This window comes from Bradyrhizobium sp. USDA3516, assembly GCF_057651995.1.
This window is the reverse complement of record NZ_JBYGYN010000016.1, coordinates 108,575-119,818: the sequence shown is the minus strand read 5'-3', so window position 1 is coordinate 119,818 and position 11,244 is coordinate 108,575. Positions and strand designations below refer to the sequence as shown.

Genomic DNA, 11,244 nt, shown 5'->3' with positions numbered 1-11,244 from the left:
AGCCATGAACAGTGTCAAAACAGTTCTAGGAAGCGTTCCGCTCGAACGCTGGCTCCGCAATGCGGCGTATGCTGCCAATCTAAGGCCGAGAAAGAAGGAGTTGTTCATAAATCTTGCAGATGAGGTCGCCGAGGCTGTCCTTCCACCGCCCATGTGTGCGCTGTATCGAACGATCAAGAACTCCTTCGGTACCGTTGATCTCCGAAAGATCCTGACCGAAAATGTCGAAGCAGACACGACGACCCTCAGCTTGGTCAACAAGACCGACGAAGCTGTTTCCACTTTACTTTTTGAGCTTTCAGAACGCGGAAAGACTGCAACGCGTGGATTTCTCATAGCCCTCAGGGATTCCCGGCCGGATAATTTACAGCTCTCGGCTGAGATTGAAAGCGGACTGGATGATTTGTCTAGCTTGCCGGACCTCCCCGGGAGCGGTCAGGCTCCATTTCCGCCGCTGCCTGAGTGCGAGGGCTGCTGGTGGCGAGAAGCAGCCGTAAGTAGGAACACTTCTGATACGGCGACTACCTTTCGCAGCCACATCAGCGACGTCATCCAGGGACGAGGAATCCCAGATCTGCTCGAAGGCATCCCGGCCAGATTGACCGTCGAAACCCCCAGTCTTGGCTTCGGCGCGAAAATCGTGTCAACAGCAAATGATATTCTGAACCAGACAATTGGCAGTCCGAACGAGTGCCTTATCGCCGCTGATTTTGAATCGCGACACATCGATAATGCTTGGTCTCGCGTACTTAATGACGCAGACGCGAGGGGTACAGTGACGTTGATCGCACTGTTTTTAGCGCTGTTTCTACAAGGGGGTCCTCTTTCCGCTATTGCCGATGTCAATTTGAGAAAACTAGTTAGAACTCAGGAGCCTTCCGGTGGGCAGGATTAGAATCTTCAGCTTGATAGTAGCGATTCAAATTGCTTCCAATTGCGCATTTGCGCATCAACCAACGTGCGTGGGAGCGAAAAACCGCTATTTTTGCGAAAATAGGAATTGGGTCTATTCCTATCTGTTTGAAATCGGGACCAATAAACCCGACGCTGTCCGCTATTTACTCAAGAGAGCACGTTGCCGCCTTCACCCATCACGGCCGTTGCAGGATCAAATCAAAGAGTGCGAGGACGATCTAGAGGATAAGTTCGTCTGCACTCTAACGATTTTGCTCGTCCAGGAGCTGAAGGCGAACGATCAAAGGTCGTTCTACGACAATTGCAATCGCTAGATTAGAGGGGCGCGCTTGTGAAAGAACATACGCCGCTAGCGGCACTTATATCCGTTATGATCAGCTTGTCTTTTGGCAACTGTTACGCACAAAGCAGCTCGCAAGGCGGGACACCACCTTCTTTCAATCAAGAGTTGGACGCATGGGTCCGAGACACGATCGCCGGCACTGATCCTGACAAGGCTCGTTACGTGATGAGGCGAACTGGTTGCGTCCTAGTGACGAAGCGCGACGAGAAAGGCAAGATCGAGTTCCTGCCTATTTCTGATCAGGTTAGGAAATGCGCCGGTGAGACAAATGGCTTTGCCTGCAAGGCAGTCCTGAGTATCGTCAAAGATATGAAGGTTGCAAAGAATAGATACTATGATTATTGCCGCGACCGTTGATGTGATTGCGTACGACCCTCGCGACCCTACCAATATGCTCCTGTTTTGCCCGACGGGTCAAATGACGCTGCCGCCAACGCAAGCCGGCCCGCCACCCGCATAAGCCCTTGATTCGACTGACACCGGCTACTGTGCATGGGGTTGTTTTCGCAAACTTTGCGGGCGGCCCTCACGCCGCGTGCGACACCACGCGATTGCGGCCGTCGTGCTTGGCGCGGTAGAGCGCGGTGTCGGCGCGCTTGAGCACGTCGGCGACCGCCTCGCCCTTTCGCTCCAGCGTGGTCAGCCCGATCGAGATCGTGACCTCGATGCGCTTGGCCCCTTTGTGGATCGCGAACGGCTCGCCCGCGATCGAGCGGCGCAGGCGCTCGGCGACCATGCCGGCGACGTGGAGATCCGTCTCCGGCATCACGATGACGAATTCCTCGCCGCCGTAGCGGCAGGCGAGATCAATGCCGCGGATCGATTTGCGCACGCGCACCGCGAACTCGCGCAGCACGTCGTCGCCGGCGTCGTGGCCGTAATTGTCGTTGATCGACTTGAAATAGTCGATGTCCAGGATCATCAGCGCCAGCGGCTTGCCGCGCGTCGCGGCCTGCTCGGCGAGCGTCGCCAGATGGCTTTCCATGTAGCGGCGATTGTGCAGGCCGGTCAGCGCGTCGGTGATCGCCATCTCGATCGAGTTCTGCACGTTGTCGCGCAAATGGTCGGTGTAGCGGCGGCGGCGGATCTGGGTGCGGGCGCGCGCCAGGAGCTCGGTCTTGTCGATCGGGCGCAGCAGGTAGTCGTTGACGCCGATCTCGAGGCCGCGCAGCAGCCGCGTCGAATTCTCGGGGTCGGCGATGGCCAGGATTGGCACGTGGCGCGTGCGCTCCAGCGAGCGCGCCTGGCTGCACAGGCGCAGGCCGTCGAAATTGTTGAGGTCGAGCGAGACGATCAGGAGGTCGTAATTGCCCTCGGCGGCGTGGAACAGCGCTTCCGTCGGGTTCGGCTCGACATCGATGGTGTGCTCGGCGGCGAGGATCGTCGCCAGCCGCTCATAGGAGGACTGGCGGTCGTCGACCAGCAGGATGCGGCCGCCCTTGCCGGAGTCGGCGATCGCACTGCGCTCGGGCGCCTGCATGCCGATCTCGAGCGAGGTAATGGCGCGCATGCGCAGCTCATCCGTCATCATCTTCAGCCGCGTCAGCGAGCGCACGCGCGCGATCAACACGACGTCGGAGACGGGTTTGGTCAGGAAGTCGTCGGCACCGGCCTCGAGCCCGCGGTTGCGGTCGGCGGGGCTGTCGAGCGCGGTGACCATCACCACCGGGATGTGATGCGTCGCCGGATCGGCCTTGAGGCGGCGGCAGACCTCGAAGCCGTCCATGTCGGGCATCATCACGTCGAGCAGGATGATGTCGCATTCGGCACGCCTGGAGATCGCGAGCGCCTCGGTGCCGTTCGCGGCGGTCATCACGTCGAAATATTCGGCGGACAGGCGGGCTTCGAGAAGCTTGACGTTGGCGGGAACGTCGTCGACGACCAGGATACGCGCGGACACTGTGAACTCACTTCCTATCCGATAAAACGCCGGACCGTCTCAATGAATTTGCCGACCGAGATCGGCTTGGACAAATAGGCTTCGCAGCCGCCCTCGCGGATGCGCTCTTCGTCACCCTTCATCGCGAACGCCGTGACCGCGACGACGGGAATGGCACGCAGCTCCGGATCGTCCTTGATCCAGCGCGTCACCTCGAGGCCGGAGACCTGCGGCAGCTGGATGTCCATCAGCACGAGGTCGGGCCGCATCTTGCGCACGAGGTCGAGCGCCTCGTAGCCGTTGCTGGTGCCGGAGGTCTGGTACCCGTGCGCCTCCAACAGGTCGCGGAAGAGCTTCATGTTGAGCTCGTTGTCTTCCACGATCAGGACGGTCTTGGCCATCCCGCCCTCCTGATTGGTCCGAAGGACCGGTACATGTGACGCCTCAGACGCCGCTTGCCGGCGTTTCGAAAACTGGATTCAAACTAGCCTCAGATTCGCTTGAGTTTCGTTAAACCCGAGGGTCCACTTTCTGCGATGTGGTTTCCAGTTGCTTGTCCGGGGCCGGAAGACTTGAGCACGAGACTCGGGCATGATGATTCCAAATTAGAGACCGAAAGTTAACGGAAAGGCAAACCGTCCCCGTGAAAAAGCCTGTTCACAACCCCCGCGAAGTCGCTGAAATCGTTGCGATTCAGGCCCTGTCCTTCGTCGCGGGCGAGCCTGAGCGGCTGGGCCTGTTCCTGGCCGAGACAGGGGTCGGTCCGGAGACCCTGCGCAATGCCGCCGCGGACCCGAATTTCCTCCTCAGTGTGCTCGATTTCGTGATGCGGGACGATGCCACGGTGAAGGCCTTTGCCAGTTCGGCGGAACTGCATCCGACCAACGTTGCCGCGGCGCGGCAGGTCCTCGGCGACGCGCTCGGCGACCCCTCCTGGGAGCGCGACGTGCCGTGAGCGTTCCAGAGGCGGCCGGGCCCCGCTGCTTCTGCCGGGATTGTCTGGCCGACCTCGACATGGGCGTGCAGAACTTGGGCGTGCAGAACTCGGGCGTACAGAACTCGGGCGTGCGGCGCTGCTCGGCCTGCGGTTCCCCACGCCTCGTCCGCCACAAATCGCTCGCCAGCCTGACCATCGCCCATATCGACTGCGATGCCTTCTACGCGACGGTCGAGAAGCGCGACAACCCTGACATCGCCGACAAGCCGGTCATCATCGGCGGGGGCAAGCGCGGCGTGGTGTCGGCCGCCTGCTACATCGCGCGCACCTATGGCGTTCGCTCGGCGATGCCGATGTTCAAGGCATTGGAAGCCTGCCCGCATGCAACCGTGATCCGCCCGGACATGGCGAAGTACGTCAGGGTCGGCCGCGAGGTCCGCCAGGCCATGCAGGCGCTGACGCCGCTGGTCGAGCCGCTCTCGATCGACGAGGCCTTTCTCGATCTCTCCGGCACCGAGCGGGTGCACGGCATGATCCCCGCCAAGGTGCTGGCGCGCTTTGCCCGCAACGTCGAGCGCGACGTCGGCATCACCGTCTCGGTCGGCCTGTCCTGCAACAAGTTCCTGGCCAAGATCGCCTCCGACCTCGACAAGCCCAGAGGCTTTGCCGCGCTCGACCAGGAGGAGGCGCGGTTGATGCTGGCGGAAAAGCCGGTCGGCTTCATCTTCGGCGTCGGCCCGGCGACGCAGGATCGCCTGGTGCAGCGCGGCTTCCGCAACATCGCCGACCTGCAGAAGGCCGACGAGATCGAGATGATGCGGCAGTTTCCGAGCGACGGCCGCAGGCTGTGGCGGCTCGCGCGCGGCATCGACGACCGCCGCGTCGAGCCCGACCGCGGCGCCAAGACGATCTCCAGCGAGACCACGTTCGAGACCGACATCCGCGACTTCGCGACGCTGGAAAAAATCCTGTGGCGGCTCTGCGAGAAGACGTCATCGCGCCTGAAGAGCAGCGAGCTCGCCGGCTCCACCGTGACGCTGAAGCTGAAGACCGCCGATTTCCGCCAGCGCACCCGCTCGCAATCGATCGCCGCCCCGACCCAGCTCGCAACAAAGATCTTCTCGATCTGCCGCGAGATGCTGGCCAAGGAAATCGACGGCACCGCCTTCCGCCTGATGGGCGCCGGCGTCAGCGCGCTGCGCGAGGGCTCCGCGATCGACGACACCGACATGCTCGACCGCCGCGCCGCCCACGCCGAACGCGCGGTCGACAGCCTGCGCAAGAAGTTCGGCAGCGCCGCGGTGATCCGCGGTATCGCGTATGATGGGCCAGAGAAGGCGCAGGAGTGATGACGGGTGAACGCGATCTCAACGCGCTGCTGACACAGATGAAGCCGGAACTGCGGCCGGGCACTTTCGTGTTCTGCACGATCTCGGCAGGCGAGACTATTCCCGCAGCAGTCGATCCGCTCCTGATCTTCCGCGAGCAGGAGGGCACGACGGTCGTAGCACCGCTGGAGCATGCCGAACGCGCGGACCTGCGCTACGAATTCGCCTCACGCCTGATCACGCTCACGGTTCACTCGGCGCTCGATGCTGTCGGCTTTCTGGCGGCGATCACGGCGCGCCTCGCCCACGCCGGCATCAGCGTAAATGCCGTGTCGGCGTTCCACCACGACCATCTCTTCGTACCCGCTGACCGTGCGGACGAGGCGATGGCCGTTCTGCGCGAGATGTCCGCAGCCAAGTAGGATGGGTCAATCCGCAACCGCGACCGCCTCGATCTCGATCAGCCATTCCGGCGCGGCGAGCGCGGAGACGCCGACGAGCGTCGAGGCCGGCGGCTCCATGCCTTCGAAGAAGGCCGAGCGGGCCTTGCCGATGATCGGGCGCAGCTCCGGCTTGTAGTTCACCACGAAGGTCGTGATCTTGACGATGTTGGAATAGCTCGCCCCCGCCGCCTTCAGCGCGAGGCCGAGATTCTGCATCACCTGCGTCGTCTGCGCGGCGATGTCGCCCTCGCCGACGATCCGCCCCTCCTCGTCGGTCGAGACCTGCCCGGAAATGTAAATCGTGCGCGCGCCCGTCGCGGTGACGACGTGGGAATAGGCTGGATTGTGATGCAGGCCGCTGGGGCGGAGATGGTCGAGCTTCGGCATGGGCTGGCTCCCCGAGTTTGTGGTTGGGAGGGAGCGTAGCGGGTGAGCAGGCAGAGAGCCAGCCCCGTCATTGCGAGGAGCCCTTGCGACGAAGCAATCCAGACTCTTTCCGCCGAGAGACTCTGGATTGCTTCGCTGCGCTCGCAATGACGGGCGAGAGAGCTGCCCCCTCAATTGCAGGGCTTGCTGTCCTTCACGTCGAACTTGCCCATGGCGCCGGAGATGACGAAATCGTTGTAGTCGAGCACGAGCTGGCGCGAGACGCCGTTCTCGTAGAGCTCGAACGCCATCGCGTAGACGGGGGTCTGCTCGCCCTCCTTCTGCTGGGCGTCGCGGTCGAAATAGCTCACGGTGACCGGCCAGCGCTTCAGCGACTTCATGTGCTCGTCCGCGGTCGACGGATCGGACGAGGTGGCGCGGTCGGCCGGGATCGGCTGACCGATCACGGTCAGCGTGTTGTAGACCTTCTGGCCGTCGTCGGAGCCGTCATAGACGGAGAGCTCCAGCAGCGATTTGCCCTCCTTCGCGGCGGCGATGATGCGCTGGATCTGCTCGGTCGGGAACACGATCTTTCCGTCGAGCGTGAACGTCTTCGGCGCCGGCAGCTTCAGCTTGACGTTGATGTGGTCGCCGTCGCGCTCGGCCGAGCCATCGACGCGGCCGGCATCCGCATCGTTCATGCGCGTCTCGATCTTGAAACGGTAGCTCTTGCCGGCGGCATCCTCCCAGGAATTGGAGCGGAGGTCGCTGAGCGTGACCTTGCCCTCGCCGCTGTCGAGCTCGGAGACCTGGCGGAATTCCGAGGTATAGCCCTCACAGGCGTTCCCCGTGAAATTGTAGAGAATCCGGCCGCGGGCGCTATTGACCGAATTGGTGCGCGATTTGACGAGGCGGAGGTCATAGAGCGCCTGGTGCGCGAGGAACGGACCGTTGGCGGCCTGGACTACGCCGCCAAGGCCGACACTGGCCGCGGCGAGCGCCATCACACCGAGCGAAGTCCGGAAAAGGTGCACCATGTCTGTTCCCTGAGGAAAGCGCAGATTCGACATTTTAATGACCGTTCCATTGCGCCGCAACTGAGGCCGTACACGTAAAATTGCCCCTCCACGTTGAACCTGCCCGCCAGCCTCAACAAAATGCAGCCCCTCCGGTTGCTTGCATGTGGCGGCACGATCGGCGAAACAGGGCGCGCCCGGCCATCCAGGGGACGCGCCGGAGCGAAGGATTTTTGGACAACGAGGTCGGACATGGCGGGCACGGTCGAGCAGAAACTGGCGGAGCAAGGCATCAAGCTGCACGAGGCCCCCACCCCCGTCGCCAACTACGTGCCGTTCGTGCGCACGGGCAACCTTCTGTTCGTCTCCGGCCAGGTCTGCTTCGACCCCGCCGGCAAGCTGATTGCCAAGGGCAAGCTGGGCGCCGGCGTCTCGATCGAGGACGGCGCTGCCGCCGCGCGCGGCTGCGCGGTCAACCTGCTGGCTCAGGTCAAGGCGGCGCTCGGCGATCTCGACAAGGTCGTGCGCGTGGTGCGCCTCGGCGGCTTCATCAACTCGGCCCCGGATTTCCTGGACGGGCCGAAGGTGCTCAACGGCGCCTCCGACCTGATGGTCGCCGCCTTCGGCGACAAGGGCCGCCACGCCCGCACCACCGTCGGCGTCGCCTCGCTGCCTGCGGACGCGGCGGTCGAGGTCGAAGGCGTGTTCGAGGTCGCCTGACGCCAAATGCGCGCTCCGGATTGGCTGACAGCCCGGCCGGTCGCCCATCGCGGCCTGCATGACATCTCGCGCGGCATCGTCGAGAACATGCCGGGCGCGGTGCAGGCTGCGATATCAGGCAATTTCGCGATCGAGGTCGATATCCAGCTCTCGGCCGACGGCGAGGCCATGGTCCATCACGACCATGCCCTGGGCCGGCTCACCGAGGCAACCGGCGAAGTGATCGCCAAGACCGCGGCCGAGCTGAAGGCCGTCAGGTTCAAGGACACGGACGAGCGGATGATGTCGCTCGCCGACCTCTGCGCCATGGTCGCGGGACGCGTGCCCCTGGTGATCGAGGTGAAGAGCCATTTCGGCGGCGACCGCAAGCTGGTGAAGCGGATGGCCGAGGTGCTGGCCTCGTATGACGGCCCCGCCGTGGGCATGTCGTTCGATCCCGACCAGGTGCTGGCGCTGCGCGACTTGCTGCCCTCCCGTCCGCGCGGCATCGTCGCGCAGCGGACCTATGAGGACGAGTACTGGGCCAACCTCACCCAAGAGCAGCGTGACAGCATGCTGTACCTGCGCCACGGATTGCAGACCCAGCCGCATTTCGTCGCCTTCAGGGTCGACGACCTCCCGGCCCCCGCCCCCTGGATCGCCCGCAACCTGTTCGGCTGCGCCCTGCTCGGCTGGACCGTCCGCACGCCGGAGCAGCGGACCCGGGTCGGGCGCTATGCGGACCAGATGATCTTCGAGGGGTTCGTGCCGTAGCACCTCGCGTGTCCCGGACAAGCTGCAACGCTTCAGCGTTGCGGCGCAGAGCCGGGACCCATCTCTCCGCGAGCGCGCTGCCACATGGGCCCCGGCTCTGCAGCGCACCGCTGAAGGAGCGCTGCACTGCGTCCGGGGCACGCGCCCCCTGATGTTCCCGCCCTCTTGAAGTCGCTGCTGCAATGCACGATCTTGGGCACGATGGCATCATCGGAAATCACGCTCGAGGCCGTACCTTCGATTGGCGACGTGTCACCGGAGGATTGGGACGCCTGCGCCAATCCGGGCGGACGGTGCAATGGGGCTGGCGCGGGAACCTCATCCGCTCTTCCAAGCGATTCCCTCGGCGTCTCAAGGCCCGCCTATAATCCGTTCGTCTCCCACGCTTTTCTCTCCGCGGCCGAGAAATCGGGTTCGGCCACGTTCCGCACCGGCTGGGCGCCGCGGCACCTCGTGGCCAAGCTCGATGGCCGCGTCGCCGGAATCGTGCCCTGCTATCTGAAATCGCACAGCCAGGGCGAGTACGTCTTCGATCGCGGCTGGGCGGATGCCTATGAGCGTGCCGGCGGACGCTATTATCCGAAGCTCCAGGTCTCGGTTCCCTTCACGCCGGCCACGGGGCCGCGGCTGCTGGTGCGCGACGGCGTCGATTGCGAGCGCATCACCGAGGCGCTGGCGAGTGGGCTCATAGCGCTGTGCGGCATCAGCAAGGCCTCCTCCGTCCACGTCACCTTCGTGCGGGAGTCAGAATGGAAGCTGCTCGCCGAGCACGGCTTCCTCCAGCGCACCGACCAGCAGTTCCACTGGCACAATGAGGGCTTTGCGAGCTTCGACGACTTCCTGGCGACGCTGAACTCGCGCCATCGCAAGTCGATCAAGCGCGAGCGGCGCGATGCGCTCGCGGCCGGCGTTACCATCCATTGGCTCACCGGCAAGGACATCACCGAGGATGCCTGGGACGCCTTCTTCGCATTCTACATGGAGACCGGCTCGCGCAAATGGGGCCGGCCGTATCTGACCCGCGAGTTCTTCTCGCTGATCGGCGAGACCATGGCCGAGGACGTGCTGCTGGTGATGGCCCGCCGCAACAATCGCTGGATTGCGGGCGCGATCAACTTCATCGGCTCGGACACGCTGTTCGGCCGCAACTGGGGCGCGGTTGAGCATCACCCGTTCCTGCATTTCGAGGTCTGCTACTATCAGGCGATCGATTTCGCGATCAGATTCGGCCTCCAGCACGTCGAGGCCGGCGCACAGGGCGAGCACAAGATCGCGCGAGGCTACCTGCCGCGCACCACCCATTCCGCCCACTTCATCGCCGATCCCGGCCTGCGCCGCGCCATCGACGATTACCTCAAGCGCGAGCGCGCTTATGTTGCGGAAGCGGGACGAGAGCTTGCCGAACTCGGCCCGTTCCGCAAAGGGGCCGACGAGGCGCCTTGACGCCTTGACGCCGCTGGTGACAGTAGGTGCAAAATTCTAAGCGCAAATCCCCTGGGAGCCGCCGCCATGACCGCCTATGACAGCAACAACATCTTCGCAAAAATCCTGCGCGGCGAGCTGCCCTGCTACAAGGTGTACGAGGACGAGCACGTCTTCGCCTTCCTCGACATCATGCCGCGCGTGCCTGGTCACACGCTGGTGATCCCCAAGTCCCCTGCCCGCAACATCCTCGACATCAAGCCGGACGACTACGCCCATGTCGCCCGCGGCGCGCACAAGATCGCTGCCGCCGCGATGAAGGCGTTCGACGCCGACGGCATCACCGTGCAGCAATTCAACGAGCCTGCCGGCGGACAGGTGGTGTTTCACCTGCACATGCACGTGATGCCCCGCCACGACGGCGTCGCCATGCTGCCGCCGGCGAGCCGCAAGGAGGACGACAAGGTGCTGCAAGAGCATGCGGCAAAGCTGATGGCGGCGTTGAAGGGCTGATCGTCATTCCGGGGCGCGACGAAGTCGCGAGCCCGGAATCCATTCGAACACCATCCATGACGCCCGATGGATTCCGGGCTCGCGCCAAGAGGCGCGCCCCGGGAATGACAGCCTATTCCGTCTCGAAATCCCCTGCTTGCGGCGCGGCCAGCGGCGTGAACTCGCAGCGGTCCGGCTTGATGTCGATCAGCGGCGTGTTGTCGAGGCAGTCGAGGCCGCGCACCAGGATGGCATTGCCCTCGATGCCGACCAGCTTGACGATCGAGGTGCCGATCGGATTGGGCCGCACCGGCGAGCGCAGCGAAAAGGTGCCGCGGGTCTTCTCGTTGTTCTTCGGGCTCTGCAGGATGATGTCACGGCGCGACCGGTCGAGCCAATAGAGCACCTCGAGATTGGTGTAGAAGTCGACGCCCTTGATCGCCGGCACGAACGGCTCGAAAATCTCGAGCCGGCACACCGGGCCGTCCTGGCGTCCCTGCCGCGGCGTCTCCAGCCGCGACGTCCACGGCGTGCGGATACGGCCGATGAAGACGAGGCCGGCATCTTGCGTCGGCGGCAGCTCGATGGCGACCTCGCCCTCGCGGAGCTCCTGTTCGCGAACCATATGTC

Annotated in this window: 13 protein-coding genes; 8 read left to right on the top strand and 5 right to left on the bottom strand. The window is 63.7% G+C overall.

Annotated elements, in window-relative coordinates; all coding sequences use genetic code 11:
- Positions 1 to 895: hypothetical protein (locus tag AC24YW_RS35370; protein WP_487487032.1), on the top strand; the 895-nt coding region annotated here is incomplete at its 5' end.
- A gap of 889 nt (positions 896 to 1,784) precedes the next feature.
- Here the strand turns inward: AC24YW_RS35370 and AC24YW_RS35365 are convergent.
- Positions 1,785 to 3,158 (bottom strand): PleD family two-component system response regulator, encoded by a 1,374-nt coding sequence (locus tag AC24YW_RS35365; RefSeq protein ID WP_487487031.1) that lies wholly within the window; start codon positions 3,156 to 3,158, stop codon positions 1,785 to 1,787.
- A gap of 14 nt (positions 3,159 to 3,172) precedes the next feature.
- Positions 3,173 to 3,538, bottom strand: coding sequence for a response regulator (locus AC24YW_RS35360; RefSeq protein WP_008566616.1), 366 nt, complete (start codon positions 3,536 to 3,538; stop codon positions 3,173 to 3,175).
- 242 nt (positions 3,539 to 3,780) lie between these two features.
- Here AC24YW_RS35360 and AC24YW_RS35355 point away from each other — a divergent pair, with 242 nt between their 5' ends.
- The 3 genes from AC24YW_RS35355 to AC24YW_RS35345 are packed head-to-tail and all read left to right on the top strand — an operon-like array spanning position 3,781 to position 5,824.
- A complete protein-coding gene (locus AC24YW_RS35355) occupies positions 3,781 to 4,092 on the top strand; it encodes a DUF3572 domain-containing protein (RefSeq protein WP_487487030.1) in 312 nt (103 codons plus the stop codon).
- Entirely contained in the window at positions 4,089 to 5,423 is a 1,335-nt protein-coding gene (locus AC24YW_RS35350; protein ID WP_487487029.1) for a DNA polymerase IV, read from the top strand. The genes AC24YW_RS35355 and AC24YW_RS35350 overlap by 4 nt, the downstream gene beginning before the upstream one ends.
- The gene (locus tag AC24YW_RS35345) at positions 5,423 to 5,824 is read left to right on the top strand and encodes an ACT domain-containing protein (RefSeq protein ID WP_487487028.1); all 402 of its coding nucleotides are present in this window, start codon (positions 5,423 to 5,425) and stop codon (positions 5,822 to 5,824) included. The genes AC24YW_RS35350 and AC24YW_RS35345 overlap by 1 nt, the downstream gene beginning before the upstream one ends.
- A 6-nt stretch (positions 5,825 to 5,830) precedes the next feature.
- Here AC24YW_RS35345 and AC24YW_RS35340 read toward each other — a convergent pair whose 3' ends face one another.
- On the bottom strand, positions 5,831 to 6,232 hold the full coding sequence (locus AC24YW_RS35340; RefSeq protein WP_018646938.1) for a RidA family protein: 402 nt from the start codon (positions 6,230 to 6,232) through the stop codon (positions 5,831 to 5,833).
- A gap of 170 nt (positions 6,233 to 6,402) precedes the next feature.
- Positions 6,403 to 7,248 (bottom strand): cell envelope integrity EipB family protein, encoded by an 846-nt coding sequence (locus AC24YW_RS35335; RefSeq protein ID WP_487487027.1) that lies wholly within the window; start codon positions 7,246 to 7,248, stop codon positions 6,403 to 6,405.
- A gap of 231 nt (positions 7,249 to 7,479) precedes the next feature.
- On the opposite strand from AC24YW_RS35335, the gene AC24YW_RS35330 reads away from it, so the two are divergent.
- From AC24YW_RS35330 to AC24YW_RS35315, 4 genes are all read left to right on the top strand, one after another.
- Positions 7,480 to 7,947: a RidA family protein gene (locus AC24YW_RS35330; RefSeq protein WP_014494672.1), complete on the top strand. Its 468-nt coding sequence runs from the start codon at positions 7,480 to 7,482 to the stop codon at positions 7,945 to 7,947.
- 6 nt (positions 7,948 to 7,953) lie between these two features.
- Positions 7,954 to 8,700 (top strand): glycerophosphodiester phosphodiesterase, encoded by a 747-nt coding sequence (locus tag AC24YW_RS35325; protein WP_487487026.1) that lies wholly within the window; start codon positions 7,954 to 7,956, stop codon positions 8,698 to 8,700.
- 201 nt (positions 8,701 to 8,901) lie between these two features.
- On the top strand, positions 8,902 to 10,143 hold the full coding sequence (locus AC24YW_RS35320) for a GNAT family N-acetyltransferase (protein ID WP_487487025.1): 1,242 nt from the start codon (positions 8,902 to 8,904) through the stop codon (positions 10,141 to 10,143).
- Between the two features lie 66 nt (positions 10,144 to 10,209).
- Positions 10,210 to 10,635 (top strand): HIT family protein, encoded by a 426-nt coding sequence (locus AC24YW_RS35315; RefSeq protein ID WP_487487024.1) that lies wholly within the window; start codon positions 10,210 to 10,212, stop codon positions 10,633 to 10,635.
- Positions 10,636 to 10,747: 112 nt separating this feature from the next.
- On the opposite strand, the gene tsaA is transcribed toward AC24YW_RS35315, so the two are convergent.
- Positions 10,748 to 11,239 carry a tRNA (N6-threonylcarbamoyladenosine(37)-N6)-methyltransferase TrmO gene (tsaA, locus tag AC24YW_RS35310; protein ID WP_487487023.1) on the bottom strand — a complete coding sequence of 164 codons (492 nt, stop codon included), beginning with the start codon at positions 11,237 to 11,239 and terminating at the stop codon, positions 10,748 to 10,750.
- Between the last annotated feature and the right edge of the window lie 5 nt (positions 11,240 to 11,244).